The organism is Enterobacter cloacae complex sp. P47BA (assembly GCF_014930485.1).
Classification (GTDB): domain Bacteria; phylum Pseudomonadota; class Gammaproteobacteria; order Enterobacterales; family Enterobacteriaceae; genus Enterobacter; species Enterobacter bugandensis.
This window is the reverse complement of record NZ_JADBRF010000007.1, coordinates 115,674-132,418: the sequence shown is the minus strand read 5'-3', so window position 1 is coordinate 132,418 and position 16,745 is coordinate 115,674. Positions and strand designations below refer to the sequence as shown.

At 53.5% G+C, this 16,745-nt stretch carries 16 protein-coding genes, 1 tRNA gene and 3 pseudogenes; 13 read left to right on the top strand and 7 right to left on the bottom strand.

The genetic code is table 11. The annotated features are described in order from the left end of the window. Nucleotides 1-15: 15 nt before the first annotated feature. Nucleotides 16-1,332: a guanine deaminase gene (gene guaD, locus IM299_RS09565; protein ID WP_193357388.1), complete on the top strand. Its 1,317-nt coding sequence runs from the start codon at nt 16-18 to the stop codon at nt 1,330-1,332. Here the strand turns inward: guaD and uraH are convergent. Together uraH and uraD are read right to left on the bottom strand one after the other, a co-directional pair. Further along, nucleotides 1,312-1,635, bottom strand: a complete 324-nt coding sequence (gene uraH, locus IM299_RS09560; protein ID WP_045630051.1) for a hydroxyisourate hydrolase — start codon at nt 1,633-1,635, stop codon at nt 1,312-1,314. The two genes, guaD and uraH, sit on opposite strands and share 21 nt — an antisense overlap. Next, complete coding sequence (gene uraD, locus IM299_RS09555; protein ID WP_048958410.1) at nt 1,632-2,132, bottom strand: 2-oxo-4-hydroxy-4-carboxy-5-ureidoimidazoline decarboxylase; 501 nt, start codon at nt 2,130-2,132, stop codon at nt 1,632-1,634. Before uraD ends, uraH begins: the two co-directional genes overlap by 4 nt. A gap of 239 nt (nt 2,133-2,371) precedes the next feature. Here uraD and hpxO point away from each other — a divergent pair, with 239 nt between their 5' ends. From hpxO to IM299_RS09540, 3 genes are read left to right on the top strand one after another with little or no spacing between them, the layout of a single operon-like run. Then, complete coding sequence (gene hpxO / locus IM299_RS09550) at nt 2,372-3,526, top strand: FAD-dependent urate hydroxylase HpxO (protein WP_193357387.1); 1,155 nt, start codon at nt 2,372-2,374, stop codon at nt 3,524-3,526. 15 nt (nt 3,527-3,541) lie between these two features. After that, nucleotides 3,542-4,576: a molybdenum cofactor-independent xanthine hydroxylase subunit HpxD gene (gene hpxD, locus IM299_RS09545; protein ID WP_193357386.1), complete on the top strand. Its 1,035-nt coding sequence runs from the start codon at nt 3,542-3,544 to the stop codon at nt 4,574-4,576. Nucleotides 4,577-4,587: 11 nt separating this feature from the next. Then, nucleotides 4,588-5,523 carry a PDR/VanB family oxidoreductase gene (locus IM299_RS09540; protein ID WP_193357385.1) on the top strand — a complete coding sequence of 312 codons (936 nt, stop codon included), beginning with the start codon at nt 4,588-4,590 and terminating at the stop codon, nt 5,521-5,523. 90 nt (nt 5,524-5,613) lie between these two features. On the opposite strand, the pseudogene IM299_RS09535 reads toward IM299_RS09540, so the two are convergent. Beyond that, a pseudogene (locus tag IM299_RS09535) lies at nt 5,614-5,798 on the bottom strand (DJ-1/PfpI family protein); the annotation flags it as partial. Nucleotides 5,799-5,820: 22 nt separating this feature from the next. Continuing rightward, nucleotides 5,821-6,136: pseudogene (locus tag IM299_RS09530) on the bottom strand (glucuronyl hydrolase); the annotation flags it as partial. Nucleotides 6,137-6,209: 73 nt separating this feature from the next. On the opposite strand from IM299_RS09530, the pseudogene IM299_RS22890 reads away from it, so the two are divergent. After that, nucleotides 6,210-6,427, top strand: a pseudogene (locus IM299_RS22890) (helix-turn-helix domain-containing protein); the annotation flags it as partial. 272 nt (nt 6,428-6,699) lie between these two features. Here the strand turns inward: IM299_RS22890 and IM299_RS09525 are convergent. Together IM299_RS09525 and IM299_RS09520 are read right to left on the bottom strand one after the other, a co-directional pair. Next, nucleotides 6,700-7,200 (bottom strand): hypothetical protein, encoded by a 501-nt coding sequence (locus IM299_RS09525; protein ID WP_193357384.1) that lies wholly within the window; start codon nt 7,198-7,200, stop codon nt 6,700-6,702. Further along, entirely contained in the window at nt 7,173-8,003 is an 831-nt protein-coding gene (locus IM299_RS09520; protein WP_193357383.1) for a winged helix-turn-helix domain-containing protein, read from the bottom strand. The genes IM299_RS09525 and IM299_RS09520 overlap by 28 nt, the downstream gene beginning before the upstream one ends. Nucleotides 8,004-8,404: 401 nt before the next feature. Between IM299_RS09520 and IM299_RS09515 the strand changes: the two genes are divergently transcribed. The 8 genes from IM299_RS09515 to IM299_RS09480 all read left to right on the top strand — a co-directional run bounded on the left by IM299_RS09515 (nt 8,405) and on the right by IM299_RS09480 (nt 16,477). Further along, nucleotides 8,405-9,028 carry a hypothetical protein gene (locus tag IM299_RS09515; RefSeq protein ID WP_193357382.1) on the top strand — a complete coding sequence of 208 codons (624 nt, stop codon included), beginning with the start codon at nt 8,405-8,407 and terminating at the stop codon, nt 9,026-9,028. Nucleotides 9,029-9,848: 820 nt separating this feature from the next. Further along, nucleotides 9,849-10,409, top strand: coding sequence for a type 1 fimbrial major subunit FimA (gene fimA, locus IM299_RS09510; RefSeq protein ID WP_048958396.1), 561 nt, complete (start codon nt 9,849-9,851; stop codon nt 10,407-10,409). Between the two features lie 73 nt (nt 10,410-10,482). Then, entirely contained in the window at nt 10,483-11,022 is a 540-nt protein-coding gene (locus tag IM299_RS09505; RefSeq protein WP_048958394.1) for a fimbrial protein, read from the top strand. A gap of 74 nt (nt 11,023-11,096) precedes the next feature. Further along, a complete protein-coding gene (locus IM299_RS09500) occupies nt 11,097-11,783 on the top strand; it encodes a fimbria/pilus periplasmic chaperone (RefSeq protein ID WP_048958392.1) in 687 nt (228 codons plus the stop codon). An 80-nt stretch (nt 11,784-11,863) separates the two neighbouring features. Further along, nucleotides 11,864-14,482: a fimbrial biogenesis usher protein gene (locus IM299_RS09495; protein ID WP_193357381.1), complete on the top strand. Its 2,619-nt coding sequence runs from the start codon at nt 11,864-11,866 to the stop codon at nt 14,480-14,482. Between the two features lie 10 nt (nt 14,483-14,492). Then, nucleotides 14,493-15,023 carry a fimbrial protein gene (locus IM299_RS09490; protein ID WP_193357420.1) on the top strand — a complete coding sequence of 177 codons (531 nt, stop codon included), beginning with the start codon at nt 14,493-14,495 and terminating at the stop codon, nt 15,021-15,023. Between the two features lie 12 nt (nt 15,024-15,035). Continuing rightward, nucleotides 15,036-15,539: a fimbrial protein gene (locus IM299_RS09485; protein WP_048958388.1), complete on the top strand. Its 504-nt coding sequence runs from the start codon at nt 15,036-15,038 to the stop codon at nt 15,537-15,539. 17 nt (nt 15,540-15,556) lie between these two features. Next, nucleotides 15,557-16,477 (top strand): fimbrial protein, encoded by a 921-nt coding sequence (locus tag IM299_RS09480; RefSeq protein WP_193357380.1) that lies wholly within the window; start codon nt 15,557-15,559, stop codon nt 16,475-16,477. 162 nt (nt 16,478-16,639) lie between these two features. On the opposite strand, the gene IM299_RS09475 is transcribed toward IM299_RS09480, so the two are convergent. Beyond that, nucleotides 16,640-16,727: transfer RNA gene (locus tag IM299_RS09475), tRNA-Ser, on the bottom strand. Between the last annotated feature and the right edge of the window lie 18 nt (nt 16,728-16,745).

Genomic DNA, 16,745 nt, shown 5'->3' with positions numbered 1-16,745 from the left:
AAGGCAGGACCCACGATGGAATACCAGACTGCGATACGCGGTGCATTTTTCGATATCGCCCAGGTCTGCGACAGCGCAGACGCGATTGCCCAACACGCCCGCTACCTTGAGGACGGGCTGCTGTTTATCCAGAACGGAAAAATTCTGGCGCACATGGCGTGGCAGGAGGGCGAGCAGTATCTCGACCCCTACAAAGGCTACACGGACCTGCGCGGCAGGCTGCTGCTGCCCGGTTTTGTCGACACCCACGTTCATTATCCACAAACGGAGATGATCGGCGCCTTTGGCGAACAACTGCTGGAGTGGCTAACCACTTACACCTTCCCGGTGGAGAGCCAGTTTGCCGATGAAGCCTACTCGAAAGAGATCGCCGAATTTTTCATTAACCAACTGGTGAGCAACGGCACCACCACCGCGCTGGTGTTTTGCACGCTGCATCCGCAATCGGTCGAAGCGCTGTTTACCGAAGCCCTGCGCCTCAACATGCGCCTTATCGCCGGAAAGGTGATGATGGACCGGCACGCGCCGGACTACCTGAGCGAAGATGCAAAGCAGAGCTACCGGCAGACGCGGGAGCTGATCCAGCGCTGGCACCATCGGGGGCGGCTGGGGTATGCCATTACGCCGCGCTTTGCCCCAACGTCCTCACCCGAGCTGCTCGCCGCGGTCAGCCTGCTCAGAGAGGAGTTTCCGGATACCTGGCTGCAGACCCATCTCAGCGAAAACCCAAACGAAGTGGCCTGGGTGAACGATCTCTGGCCGGAGCACGAGCGCTATCTGGACGTATATCACCACTACGGCCTGACCGGCGAGCGCAGCGTGTTTGCCCACGCGATTCATCTGCATCACAGCGAGTGGCAGTGCCTGCACGACACTGGTTCGGCGGTGGCGTTTTGCCCCACCTCGAACCTGTTTCTCGGCAGCGGGCTGTTTCGCCTGCCCGCCTGCTGGCAGCACAAGGTGCGGATGGGCATCGGCACCGACGTCGGCGCGGGCACCACCTTCAGTATGCTGCGCACCCTGGGAGAAGCCTACAAGGTCGGCCAGCTTCAGAGCTACCGCCTGCGTGCCAGCGAGGCGTTTTATCACGCCACGCTGGGCGGCGCGCACGCCCTCAGGCTGGACGATAAGATTGGCAACTTCGCCCCCGGCAAAGAGGCGGATTTCGTGGTTATCGATCCTGACGTGACGCCGCTGCAGCGCCTGCGCAATCGCCGCTGTCAGGATATCTACGAGCAGCTATTTGTGCTGATGACCCTGGGCGACGAGCGCAACATCAGTGAGACCTGGGTCAACGGCGAGCGGGTGTGGTCAACTGCCCCGGTAGGTTGACCACCCGCCTGGCGCAATCACAAACGGCAGATGGAAGTGCTCGTCTGCCGCTTCTCCCGTCACAAACTCAATTTGCGCGCAGGGGTAGATCGTCTCCCGGCCGGTTGCGCGAAACCACCCGCCGATCTCCGCCACCAGCCGATAGCGGCCTGCTGGCAGGAAAGGGACAAATTCGGTGATGCGACCATTAGCGTTGGTCACGCCCGTCGCCATGATTTCGCCCTCCCGTTCTAGGTGAACCGTCACGCCCGCGGCGGGTTTGCCCGTTGAAATATCGAGAATATGGGTGCTGAGCGTGCTCATTCGCTAATCACTCCTTCCAGCCGCAGCAGCGTAATTTCCCTCAGCTGTTCCAGCGCCGCCTGAACTTCCTGCGCGTCGCTGTTCTCCAGCCGCGCATTCAGTATCTGTAGAATGTCCTCGCCGCTCCGGCCCTTCGCGCGGATCAGAAATACGCGCCCAAAGCGGGCCTCGTAGCGGGCGTTACCCTCGCGCAGCGCCTGCGCAAGCGCCGCGTCACGGTCATTCACCGCGCCCTGCTCCTGACGCGACAGCGCCGCCTCCACCTCTTCACCCGCGGGCTTTTCGCCGATGCGCGGGTGCGCGCTCAGGGCTTGCGCTAACGACGCCTCATCCCAGCGCTGCATCAGCGCCTGCGCCGCGATCGTCAATTCACCCCGGCTCGGGTAAGGCCGTCCACAAACCAGCGCCTCAGCCCAGCCGGGGAGCGCCACGCAGGGGATGAGCAGCGCGAGAGCCTCTTTCTCAGGAAGATGATTGAAGTCGTGCAGTGCGATCATAGTGTCTCCTTTATTGTCCTCCTCCGGGTTGTTGCACAAACCACGCCACTCTTGTCGCCGATGTGAAACAGTCGATTCTGTATGGCTGGACAGGAAATTATTGATTCATAAAAAGGCATATTCACCGTGTTTGCGCACCTTAGCAGTGCAAACTCACCTCCCACAACGCCGTTTTCGCCACTCTGCAGCCTGGTACGCAAATTGCTGAATGTTTTTACACCCTGCAAAAGGAGAGAAGCATGAAAGCAATCGTCATTGGCGCGGGTATTGGCGGCCTGAGCGCTGCCGTCGCGCTAAAGAAAGCGGGCATCGACTGTACCGTGTACGAAGCCGTAAAAGAGATCCGGCCCGTCGGGGCGGCCATCTCCATCTGGCCTAACGGCGTGAAGTGTATGCAGCACCTCGGCATGGGCGACATTATCGAAACCTACGGCGGTCCAATGCGTTTTATGGCCTACAAGGATTACCGGCGCGGCGACACCCTGACCCGCTTCAGCCTCGCCCCGCTGGTTGAACGTACCGGCGGGCGCCCCTGCCCCGTCTCGCGCGCTGAACTCCAGCGCGAAATGCTGGACTTCTGGGGTCGCGACAAGGTGCAGTTCGGCAAGCGCGTGGAACACGTCCACGAAGACGACGCGGGCGTAAGCGTGACCTTTACCGATGGCACCACGGCAACAGGCGATTTTGTGATTGCCGCCGACGGCAGCCACTCGGCGGTTCGTCCGTACGTGCTGGGCTATACCCCGGAGCGCCGCTACGCCGGATACGTGAACTGGAACGGGCTGGTGAAGATTGATGAAGAGATTGCCCCGGCGCACCAGTGGACCACCTTCGTTGGCGAGGGTAAACGCGTGTCGCTGATGCCCGTCTCCGGCGGACGTTTCTACTTCTTTTTTGACGTGCCGCTGCCCGCGGGCCTGGCGGAGGATCGCACCACCCTGCGCGCCGATCTCACGGGCTACTTCCGCGGCTGGGCGCCGCCGGTGCAGAAGCTTATCGCCGCGCTGGATCCCGATACCACCAACCGCATTGAAATCCATGACATTGAGCCGTTCAACAACCTGGTACGCGGCAACGTCGCGCTGCTCGGCGATGCCGGGCACAGCACCACGCCGGATATCGGCCAGGGCGGCTGCGCGGCCATGGAGGACGCTGTGGTGCTGGGCGAATGCCTGCGTGAAAACCACAACATTACGCTGGCGCTGCGGCAGTACGAAGCCCTGCGCTGCGACCGGGTGCGCGACCTGGTGCTGAAAGCGCGTAAACGCTGCGACGTCACCCACGGGAAAGATATGGCGTTGACGCAGGCCTGGTATCAGGAGCTCAAAGAGGAGACCGGGGAACGCATTATCAACGGTCTGTGCGAGACCATTCAGGGCGGCCCGTTAGGCTGAACAAGAGGGACAACGATGAAAAGAGAACCTACTCCACCCGCCCACTGTACGTTTGAGCCGGACGACTGGCTGCGCCTGGCGAAATGCTGGCATCCGGTTGCGCGCGCCTGCGACGTCGGCCCGGCCCCCGTCAAGGCCACCCTGCTGGATGAACAGCTGGTGATTTACCGAATTAACGACCAGGTCGTGGTTGCCCGGGACGTGTGTCCGCACCGCGGCGTGCCGCTGACGCTCGGCTTTCACGACGAGCACGGGATTATCTGCCCCTACCACGGCTTACGCTTTGGTGAAGACGGCCGTTGCAACCGTATTCCGTCCAGCCCCGACCAGCCCGTTCCGGCGAAGCTGAACCTGATTAACTACGCGGTGGAAGAGCGCTTCGGCCTGATCTGGACCTGCCTGGCGTTTGACCCGGACAATCCCGTGCCGCTGCCCACCATGCCGCACTGGAGCGACGACGGATTTCAGCAGATCAACTGCCCGGCGTTTGAGGTGAACGGCTTCGCCGGGCGCCAGGTGGAGGGGTTTCTGGATGTTGCCCACTTTGCGTGGATCCATACCGATACCTTTGCCGATCCCAATAATCAGCTTGTCCCTATCTATCAGCCGCAGGAGACGCCCTTCGGTTTCGTGGCCGATTACTGGAGTTCCGTGAGCAACTATCCCGCCAGTTCACCCGTGCAGGCGCCAGAAGGGTTCCAGTGGCTGCGCCATTTTGAAATGCATCTGCCGTTTACCGCCACCCTGACGATTCATTTTCCGGGTGAATCGCGGCTGGTGATTATGAACGCCGCCTCGCCCGTCTCGTCACGGGTGACCCGCATGTTCGCGCCCATCGCGCGCAACTTTGATCTGCATATTCCGGTGGAGGACGTGCATGCCTTTAACCTGCGCATTTTTGAAGAGGATCGCCTGATGGTCGAAACCCAGCGCCCGGAAAGTCTGCCGCTGGATCTCACTCTGGAAGCCCATATTCCGGCAGATAAGAGTTCGATTGCCTACCGTCGGGGACTGAAGAAGATGGGCTTTGGCGAATTTTTCCTGGTATGACGGAGGCCAATATGCTGAACGTGATCGTTGACGGGCTGTGGCGCGAAGGGGATAAAAGCCTCGCCGTCAGGCTGGTGGCCGAAAACGGCGACGCGCTACCGGCGTGGCAACCCGGCGCGCACATTGATGTCCACCTGCCCTGCGGCGTGGTCCGCCAGTACTCTCTGACCGGGGCATGTGGCGACGAGAGCTATCTTATCTGCGTGGGGCGAGAAGCCGCCTCGCGCGGCGGGTCGCGCTACGTTCACGAAACGTTGCGTCCGGGACAGAGGCTTTCGATCTCGGCCCCGCGCAATCTGTTTCCGCTGCATCAGGCTGAGCGGGTATTGCTGCTGGCAGCAGGGATTGGCATTACGCCGCTGTATGCGATGGCATTGCAGCTGAAAGCGACCGGAACGCCGTTTACGCTGCACTATTACGTCAGAAACCGGGAAAGCGCGGCGTTTGCGCGCGAACTCTCGCAGTGCGGTGACTGCATTATTCATACCACCACCCCACGAACCACGCTGGCGGAGCATTTCCCCGCGCCTGAAGTGGGGCTGCACGCGTGGGTGTGCGGACCTGCGGGGTTTATGGAGAAAGCGCGCGATGTGGCGGCGGCGAAGGGATGGAATGACGCCCATATCCACAGCGAGGCGTTTCAGCCCGCTCCCCCTGTCACAAGCGGCGTCGCAGGTGAGATCTTTACGGTCAAGCTTGCCTCTACCGGCGAGCGCTGGCCGGTGCCTGCGGATAAGACCATCGCTCAGGTATTACAGGAAAACGGCGTGGACGTGCCGCTGTCCTGCGAAATGGGGATCTGCGGCGCCTGCCTGACGCCGGTGATTGATGGCGTGGTGGACCACAGGGATAGCGTGCAGTCGGAGGCAGAAAAAAGCGCGGCTGACCAGCAGGTGGCGCTCTGCTGTTCGCGGAGTCACTCCGGGGAGCTGGTGATTGCGCTGTAGAACAACATAAATATCCTCCGGCATAGCCGGAGGTTTTTCTGATGCGCCAGTAAGGCCCTGTTACCCGCCTCGTCCCGGCTGCCACGCATGATCAATATGGCTGGCCTGCAGAGTGCTGTCCGCCACCATAGAGATGGCGTGGTAGCTCCCCACTTCGCGACTCTCGCCGCAGGCAATCGTCTGCACCGTAATATTCAGGCGGCGCAGGATATCGACAGTGACAATCGCTTCCCCTCTTCAAAACCGGGGGCTAATAGCACGACTACGCTTTTCATCTTGCTCTCCATTGCTTAAGGGTTACCAGTACGGGTGCCAAATCTGTTGCAGCCGCGCCAGCAGCTCAAGATAGAAATAGTCTCCCCCAGCAACAGCACTGATCGACACCCTTACCGCAGCCCATATGATAAACCGAGTGCTGCAGCAGCCCTTCGGTCGGATCGTCGTCGTCAGCAAGGTAGTTATCGGTCAGCGGCAGCGCAATACGCAGCGCCATCTCTTCGTAATACCCACGGTTTGCGTCGAGCGTCGGCAGCGCCTTGACCAGCTCCAGCAGGCCACAGACGGCAATCGCTGCCGCTGAACTGTCGCGCACGGCGTCGGTACAGAGCAGCGCCGACTGGCGAGCGGCTTCGTTGCCGGTGAGCCGCCAGGCGCTGATGCAGGAGAGCGAATAGAGGAACCCGCCACGCCAGCAGACTTGCGGCACCCTCCACGAATATCTGCTGACCCGGCGGATAAAAAGCAGCTGCGATCTGTTACGGTACAGCGATGAGCATGTTGGCGCCATTGCCCTGGCCGTTGGGTTTGCGAGGTGACCTATTTCATTACCTGCTTTAAAAAGATGATACGTCAAACGCCGCTGCAGTATCGACGCAGTCTCCGCGGCACCAGGATTCCCTGTTAAGGCGGTTTTAACAAACAAAAAACCCAGGTCGCCTAACGAACCGGGTTTGGTTAAATACCCCGCCGACATTGGATGCCGGATCGATACTCATCACAAGCGTTATCCTTCCCTGATCGGACGGTCATACCTCAGGCCAGGGACATTTTACCCACTTCAATTTTAGCCGAATGGGTTGAGAAATATGTAACAAACGGGTATTGATCCCACCGAGTTGCGTGATTTTGCACCGGTAAGCCCTATCACTTTTCAGAACCGAATATGATGAAAAAACATCAATCAACTATGCAATAAAAAACAGGTGTAAAATCTTTGACAAAAATGAGCCCATTCGTACCTTGTGGGTAGATTTGAAAAGTAAGTCTGGCCCCTGTTTTTTCATAAAATGAAGGAAGCATATTAGCTAAAGCTGAAGGCTCCGCAGTATCCTGAAGTGAAATCATAGTTCTTTTATTCTCAAGATAATAATTTTCGTTCAACGTCCTGTATTTAAAGCAAACCTGCCGATAAATCTTACTTGTTTTACCTTCATTGTCCGTGAGTAACCCAGCCAAAGTAGCAATCCCATCATCTCCAAGAAAGGAATAACTTAAACGCAAAGAAAGATGTTCATCACCTTTGTAAATATTAGTTACTGCACTACAACTCAATCTTTTAGCTTCATGTTCACCCCACATACACATCAGCACAATTAATATGCACGTCATTATAATAGAAGACACGCAAATAATCATAAGATAACTTTTATTCAGTCCAGATAAAAATCTGATACGCATTCTTCCTCCTCTGAAAGATGATTATTACAATAAATTACTGATAAACGACTAACCGGTTCGACTAAACTTATAAAAACCCGCTCATTATTTTCACAGTTAACCCTTCTTTTTTCAAGAATATCTTCCAAAGAGGAGTCACCTGCATAGTTAGGATGTATATATATTTTACAGTTATTTATTTGTACATGAGCTTTTCTATAGGAAGAGAAAAAACCATCATTCATCAAAAACTGATTAATCGCAGCATACACAATAAGGGTTGAAAAAAAAACTGCAAGACCTAATAAAAAACCTTTCGTTTTAAGTCTGTTTAAGAATTCAGGAAGCGAAGAGGGACTTCCTTCTGGTTTGTTTATGACATTTGTGATTGCCACTGCAGTTAAAGTATTCTTCTCATCTTCTATAACTTCCTGTAAAACTTCAGCGCTTTCATAGTTGGAGGTGAGTATCTTGATCTTTTTTGATATGCTAACACCTTTCCCGTAATGGGTAGATATAATATCATTTTGCATACCTGCATTCTCCAGACCACGCCGTAAGTTAAGCATCGTCTGATAAAATGTGTTATGACTGATCACTATTCCTCTTTTTCCCCACACCTCTTCGATGAGCTGTTCCTTTGTAAGAATGTTTCCCTGTTCCTCAATTAAAAGACGGAAACAACCTGAAGCAGTGCTGAGAATATTTACCTCCTCTTGAGTATTGATGTTATACAGGGTGTTATTTTCTGGGCAGAAGCGTAGAGTTCCTTCAATAGTAAAACATACTGCGCTTCGTTCTGTTCTAGCATCATGTAAAGCCATTTATCTAAGTTCCACTAACAACATTTTATCATCATGTTATACCGTTCTGTAACAACAAGCATAACCTTAGGAAAATTCCTAATCAAGCAATTCCATAACCTTAAACAGAAATAATATTTCTGTTTATGAAACATCCGCTCCTGAAAGATTCATCGCCTCAAAATGGCAATAAAGAATCAGGCAATTATTAATTTTCAATTCAGTAATAATTACACCCCCTCAATAAATAATTAATAAATAATTAATATTTAAAATCAGATGAGAGTTCACTTTTTCATTCATCATGTTAGTGTTACCGTTAGCAGTTCATGATAAAAATCTTTCGTTAAAACATAAAACCCCCTGGAAACAAGCATGAACAAGCGAGTCTTTATCAATTCAAACATCAAAGGGATTCAGTAATGCTAACTATAACAGACAACTATTATTTTGGAGCAGCATTCAAACATAAAAATGCCTCTAAAATAATTCATCCCGAGGAACTCTTAAAAAAAGACAAAAACAAACAATCATGTATAGGTAACAATACAATAATTATCGTCAGTATTAAAAACCACTCTCTTTTACTGGGAACTATAAAATTGTTATTGAAATTTAAAATCAGAACTGTCTTTTTATATATCAACAGTATTAGCAAAAGATTTTTAACAGTTACTGTTTCTGGGATTATCGTCATTTCTGGAAAATTACAACCTCAAAAATTCATAGAGATAATTAATCAAACACAACAAAAAGAACATAATTCTCCCATTGTGAAACTGGAGAAAATTGCACCACAAGATTGGGCAATTTTACTGTGTTTATTTCGAGGGCTTGACCGCAAAATCATTTCAACTCTTTTCGACATTTCAGAAAAAGCAATTAGCTTCAGAGTCAATCTGGTATGCAGCAAACTAAAAATACCTCGTGGGAATAGGCCCCAAAAAATCAATACATTAGAGATTTTTTTCACAATATATCACAGCCAAATGTATGAAGGTAAAGAAGTTCAGGAACCAATTTTCCCTATGGCGCATGCGTCATAAATTCCATTAGCATCCATCAACCCGTCCACGCAAAGCAATGTAAGTCTGGTATCTCCGCCCCCCAGGAAGTCCATGTACATTTAAAATCCACCCACAATAAATCATTCCAGGCTGAACATAATTCAAGTGAAGATTTTTACATGTAAATAATGGGGCGCTTTCCGGACAACTGCAGCAATACAATCATTAAAAATACTGGGATGCTATCGGGTACGGACGCCAAAAACTGCTGCTTTGCTCCTTTGCTCCTTTGCTCCTTTGCTTACTGGAGTATAGCAGCTTTTAATTTCGATTCTTAAGCGATAGTTCTATAAGTGGTCTTTTATACACATTTCTTTCTGTATTGATCATGGCCTTCCTGCCCCCTTGATATAGGTGACAATGACATTAACATCATTTAGATATTGTGGTGACAAGCCAGAGCGAAGCAAATTACACTACGTCCGTTGAATGACTAAAACCCGGTTAACGCATAAGCTCACCAATAGCTGGACGTTGTATGTGAGAATACAGTTCTTAAGCACATAAAAAGTGGGCCTTACATGCAAAAGCACACTTCACTTCATAATCACCCTAGATGCTAAATTATTATCTTACCAGCATCTAAAAATGTGAAAATCTTAAATTTAACGCCCCCCCATTATTTCATTTTTTCTCAGCAGGATCTTTCATTAACATTCTCAACGTCCATCAACTGACTAACCGCCAAAAACCAGTAATACAGGGGGATTTATTTACTGATGGACACTAAATGATTTTACGCCCAAGAAATATCAAGAGCAACTGACTTTAATTAACACTTAATTAAAAGGAAAATGTAATGAATGCCAAAACTATCTTCATGGCAGCGATGTCTGTATTGTCGATGACCTCAGCTACAGCCTTTGCGGCCACCACCGGAACCACAACCACAGTTAATGGTGGTACGGTGCATTTTAAAGGAGATATTGTCAACGCTGCCTGTTCAGTTAATTCTAATTCTGCCGAGCAGACCGTTAATCTTGGACAAATACGCTCAGCAAAGCTTAATAAAGCAGGTGCCACAAGTTCCCTTGTAGGCTTCAATATTGAATTAGGTGACTGTGATACCAGCGTCTCCAGCCAGGCTTCCGTTGCATTCTCTGGTACTACCACTGATAGCGCTAATCCAAGCGTACTCGCCCTGCAGAGCTCTTCTGCAGGTGGTGCCACCAACGTCGGTGTACAGATCCTCGACAAAACCGGCAAGCCGCTGGCTCTGGACGGCACCTCCTTCAGCGCGGCCACCACACTCAACGACGGCAAAAACGTCATTCCTTTCCAGGCACGTTACTACGCCACGGGTGTGGCCACAGCCGGTACTGCTAACGCAGATGCCACCTTCAAAGTGCAGTATCAGTAACACGTTAATCGAGCAGGGTAGCATTCCGGGCCAGGATGGCCCGTTATCCACGACGGGATTGGGGGTGATAACGATGCAAGGAGTGAAGACAGGTTTGCTGATGTTTCTGCTTCCACCGCTGGCGCTGGCAGGCAACCACTGGAACGTCACGGTAGCCGGGGGGAACATGCGTTTTCAGGGCGTCATCATCGCTGAGTCCTGCCGTATTGAAGCCAGCGATCAGCAGATGACCGTCAATATGGGGCAGATCAGCAGCAATCGCTTTCATTCTGCCGGGGAAGATGCCAACCCCGTGCCATTCGATATTCACCTTCAGGATTGCAGCACCGCAGTCAGCCAGCATGTCGGCGTGTCGTTTCGCGGCGTGGCCGATGGCAAAAATCCGGATGTGCTTTCGGTTGGCGAAGGACCGGGTATCGCCACCGGCGTAGGCATCGCGTTATTTGATAATGAAGATCAATTGATTCCGCTGAATAGCCCGCCGGGCACCTGGCGGCGGCTGTATACCGGTCCCACCACGCTACATTTTGTAGCCAAATATCGGGCGACCGGCAATCGGGTCACCGGAGGAGCAGTAAACGCGCAAGCCTGGTTCTCTCTGACCTATCAGTAATTAACCAGAAGATATACCTGAAACAGGAAACAACGGTAAGCACAAAAGGGGTAAATGTGAAAAAGAGACTGGGGATGACGCGCGGACTACTGGCGGGATTATTGATGATAGCCGCAGGAGGTTACTCCTCATGGGCTCATGCAGGCGTGGCGCTCAGCGCTACGCGGGTTATCTATCCGGCCGGACAAAAACAGGTGCAGTTAGGTGTAACCAATAATGACGACAGCAGTACCTATCTGATTCAGTCATGGGTGGAAAACGCTGACGGCGTTAAAGATGGCCGTTTCGTGATTACGCCACCGCTGTTCGCCATGGAGGGAAAAAAAGAGAATACTTTGCGCATCATTGACGCCACGAATAAACAGCTGCCTCAGGATCGTGAAAGCCTGTTCTGGGTTAACGTCAAAGCCATTCCTTCGATGGACAAATCCAGACTGAGCGATAACACCCTTCAGCTGGCAATTATCAGCCGTATCAAACTCTACTATCGCCCGGCAAAGCTGGCGTTGCCGCCGGATCAGGCGGCGGAAAAGCTGAGATTCATCCGCCATGGTTCTTCATTAACGTTGACTAACCCTACGCCTTATTACCTGACCGTCACCGAACTGAACGCCGGCACGAGGGTGCTGGAAAACGCGCTGGTGCCGCCAATGGGAAAAACCTCCGTCAAGCTACCGACGGACGCCGGTAGCAACATTACTTATCGCACGATTAATGATTACGGCGCGCTGACACCAACAATGAAAGGCGTGTTGCGTTAATTCATCTCGGGCCCGCCGGACGGGCCATTACATGCATAAATTCAGAAAAGACAGCCGGGTGAATTCAGACCGGAGGGACTATGTCACATCTTAAATATGGACAGGACCATTTTGGTTCCCCCAGCGCCGTGCTCTGCTCGCGCGCTATTTTGGCCCCCGTGGCGCTCTGTATTTTCCTGCAGGCGGGTCACGTGCAGGCTGAACGCTATTTTAACCCGCGTTTCCTGGCTGACGACCCTGCGGCGGTGGCAGACCTCTCCGCTTTCGAAAACGGACAAGAGGTGCCACCCGGCACGTATCACGTCGATATTTACCTTAATGACAACTTTATGACCACCCGCGATGTCACTTTTAACCGCAGCGAAAAAAACCGCGGATTAAGCCCGTGTCTGAACCCCGGCCAGCTGGCAAATATGGGGATTAACACTGCGGCGGTTACCGGAATGAACGCCCTCGCCGCCGACGCCTGCGTGCCGCTGACCGAACTTATCACTGATGCTACGACACGCTTCGATGTCGGCCAGCAGCGCCTGTACCTCACCGTGCCGCAGGCCTTCATGAGCAACCGCGCGCGTGGATATATTCCCCCTGAATTATGGGATGATGGCATTAATGCCGGGCTACTGAACTATAACGTCACTGGAAACAATGTCCGTAACGATAACGGCGGCAACAGCAATTACGCCTGGTTAAACCTGCAAAGCGGGCTTAATTTCGGTGCCTGGCGACTGCGTGATAACTCCACATGGAGCTACAGCAGCGGCAGCAGTGCTGGCCATGAGAATAAATGGCAGCACGTCAATACCTGGCTTGAGCGTGCTATCCCGCCGCTGCGCTCGAACCTGACCCTTGGCGATAGCTACACAAACAGCGATATTTTCGACGGAATCAACTTCCGCGGTGCCCAGTTGACGAGCGATGACAATATGCTGCCGGATAGTCAGAGGGGGTTTGCACCAGCAATACATGGTATCGCGCGTGGCACCGCACAGGTATCCATTAAACAAAATGGCTATGAGATTTATCAGAGCACGGTACCGCCGGGTCCATTCACCATTAACGATCTCTATGCTGCGGGCAGCGGCGGCGACCTGCAGGTGACGGTTAGAGAGAACGACGGTACCAGCCAGGTCTTTAGCGTGCCGTGGTCAACGGTGCCGATTCTGCAGCGCGAGGGCCATACCCGTTACGCGCTGACCGCTGGCGAGTATCGCAGCGGCAACAATCAGCAGGATGAGCCGAGGTTCTTTCAGGGCACTGTCTTACACGGTCTGCCTGCGGGCTGGACGCTATATGGCGGTACTCAGCTTGCCGATCGCTATCGCGCCTTTAACGCCGGTGTGGGGAAAAATATGGGTGATTTCGGTGCCGTGTCGCTGGATATCACGCAGGGCTACGCCACCCTGCCCGACGGCAGCGATCATCAGGGGCAGTCGATTCGCTTTCTCTATAACAAATCGCTGAGCGATGTCGGCACGAATATTCAGCTGGTGGGCTACCGTTACTCCACGGAAGGTTTCTACAGACTGGCTGATACGACCTACCGGCGAATGAGGGGTTACAACGTTCAGACCCAGGACGGCCCGATCCATGTCACGCCGAAATTCACCGATTATTACAATCTCGCCTGGAACAAGCGCGGCAAAGTACAGCTGAGCGTAACTCAACAGTGGGGACGTAACGGCACGCTTTATCTGAGCGGCAGCCAACAGACCTACTGGTCAACCGGTAAAGCGGATCTGCAGTTACAGGCCGGACTAAACGCAGCAGTGAACGATATCAACTGGACGCTAAGCTACAGCGTGACCAAAAACGCCTGGCAGCAAGGGCGCGACCAGATGCTGGCAGTCAACATCAACATTCCATTCAGTCACTGGCTGCGTTCTGACAGCCAATCGGTTTGGCGGCACGCCAGCGCCAGCTACAGCATGTCGCACGATCTTCATGGCCGGATAACCAATCTCATGGGACTTTACGGCACGCTGCTGGAAGACAATAACCTGAGCTATAGCGTGCAGCGTGGCTACGCCAGCGGCGGCGAGGGCGATAGCAGCAGCACCGGCTATGCGGCGCTGAACTACCGCGGCGGCTACAGCAACGCCAATATTGGCTACAGCCACAGTGACGGCTCTGAACAGCTCTACTACGGCGTCAGCGGGGGCATATTGGCCCACGCCAATGGCGTGACCCTGAGCCAGCCGCTAAATGACACGGTAGTCCTGGTGAAAGCGCCGGGTGCAGGTAATGTAAAAGTGGAAAACCAGACCGGGGTACGTACCGACTGGCGCGGCTATGCGGTGCTGCCTTACGCCACCGAGTACCGCGAGAATCGGGTGGCGCTGGATACCAATACGCTTGCCGACAACGTCGATCTTGATGACGCGGTGGTGAGCGTCGTCCCTACCCACGGCGCGATCGTACGGGCGGACTTCAAAGCCCACGTCGGGGTCAAATTACTGATGACGTTGACCCATCACGGCAAACCGGTTCCCTTTGGCGCAATGGTCACCTCGGACAGCAATCAAAGCAGCAGTATCGTAGCCGATAACGGCCAGGCCTACCTGAGCGGGATGCCGCTCGCCGGCAGCGTGCAGGTGAAATGGGGTGAAGGCGCGGACGCCAGCTGCGTCGCCAGCTATCGCCTGCCGGAAGAGAGTCAGCGGCAGGCACTGAGCCAGCTATCGGCAGAGTGCCGTTAAGGAACGCATGATGATGAAAAAACCATTTGCCCTGTTCGGCATCGCCCTGACGCTGGTTTGCACCAACGCGCTTGCAGCGGACAGCACCCTCACCATCAGGGGTAACGTGCGCGATAACGCCTGCGCGGTCGCCGCCGAATCGAAAGAGTTTGCCGTCAATCTGATGGATAACGCCGCAAAGCAGTTCAATGCCATCGGTGCGACCACGCCGCTGGTACCGTTCCGCATCGTGCTGTCGCCCTGCGGCAGCTCGGTGACGGCGGTCAAAGTCGGCTTTAACGGCAGCCAGGATAGCGACAATAACGACCTGTTAAAAATCGACGGTGGTGCCTCCGCAGCGGCGGGCATGGCGGTGCAGATCCTCAACGGCCAGCAGACAATGCTGCCTGTCAACGCGCCCTCTTCATCGATCGTCTGGACTCCCTTAACGCCGGGGCAGACCAACACCCTCGGTTTTTACGCCCGGCTAATGGCAACCCGCGTACCGGTGATCCCCGGTCACGTCTATGCCACCGCGACCTTTACCCTTGAATTTCAGTAACCGGAGGCTGAAATGAGATCAAACTACGCAGGATGGCTTCTGGCTGGCGCATTAGCGTCAGGTATCAGCACGCTGAAGGCCGCCGATATCACCCTCACGGTGAACGGCAAGGTGGTGGCCAGGCCATGTACGGTCTCTGTCACTAACGCCAGTGTTGACCTCGGCGATCTTTATACCTACCACCTGGTGTCGGCGGGCTCCTTTTCTCCCTGGCGCAGCACAGCACTTGAGTTAAGCAACTGCCCGGTCGGGACCTCGCGCGTCGTCGCGACCTTTAGCGGGACCGCTGACAGCACCGGCTATTACAAAAATCAGGGGACTGCGGGCAACATCCAGCTTGAACTTCAGGACGACAGCGGCACCACGCTCAATAACGGGGCACAAAAGTCGGTTCAGGTCGATGCCAGCTCGCAGTCGGCGCGCTTTCCTCTGCAGGTTCGGGCCTTGTCAGTCAACGGCGGCGTCACCCCAGGAACCATCGATGCGGTCATTAGCATCACCTATACCTACGCCTGAATCAGGAGAATGTATTGATGAAAAAAGTTATTACTCTGTTTGCCACCCTCCTGCTGACGGGCTGGTCGATTAACGCCTGGGCGTTTTCATGTAAAACCAACGCTGGCGCGACGATTCCCATCGGTGGTGGCTCGGCTAACGTATACATTACCCTTCCAACGACGGTTCAAATTAAGCCCCTGTATCCTTTGGCTGAGATTGATCTGTCTCAGTACATATTTTGCCGTAATGATAGTATCGGCGTGACTGACACTGTCACTCTGATGCAGGCCATTGACTATAACAGCCTGCAATGGAACTTTAACGCTTACATGAATTCGGAGGGACCGGGTAAAGGGGGTTATGGTTTACCCATATACATCGAAAGCTACCCGGCCAGTTACTGGACCTCGCAGTACTCACCATGGCGCATGTGGTTTAATATTGGACCAGATACAAACTCTGCAGGTAGAACCATCCCCGCCGGACAACTGATGGCTGCAGTGTTTATGAAGCAAACCAGCTCCTTCAGCAGCAAAGCGTCCACTTACGCCTGGTATCTTTATGCCAACAACGACATGGTGGTAACAGCCGCAGGATGCGACGTCTCGGCCCGTAACGTGACGGTGACCCTGCCCGAGTATCCGGGTAAGACGACAGTACCGGTTACCGTTCGCTGCGGACAAAGCCAGACGCTCAGCTATTATCTTTCCGGTACAACATCCGACAGCGTAAACACCATTTTTACCAATACCGCATCGGGTTCACCGGCACAGGGTATCGGGATACAAATGCTGCAAAACGGCGTTCCTGTCCCGGCAAACCAAAACATATCGCTGGGAACCGTGGGCTCTTCGCCGGTAAACCTGGGGCTGACGGCTACCTACGCACGCACCAGTGGGCAGGTGACTGCGGGTAACGTACAGTCGATTATCGGCGTAACATTTGTCTACCAGTAAGCTTTCATCGCTGTATTTGCAGGCGCTGGCGACAAGATGAAAATGGAGTGAGCTGTCTTTTACTTTCTCAGGTGAGTCAGTGTAAGCCAGACGGTCAAGGCATAATGACAAATCAGCACAAAACAAAAAACCCAGGTCGCATAACGACCTGGGTTTCGAATTTGGCGGAAGCGTAGAGATTCGAACTCTAGAACCCTTTCGGGTCGCCGGTTTTCAAGACCGGTGCCTTCAACCGCTCGGCCACGCTTCCAAAGTGAGGCGCACTATA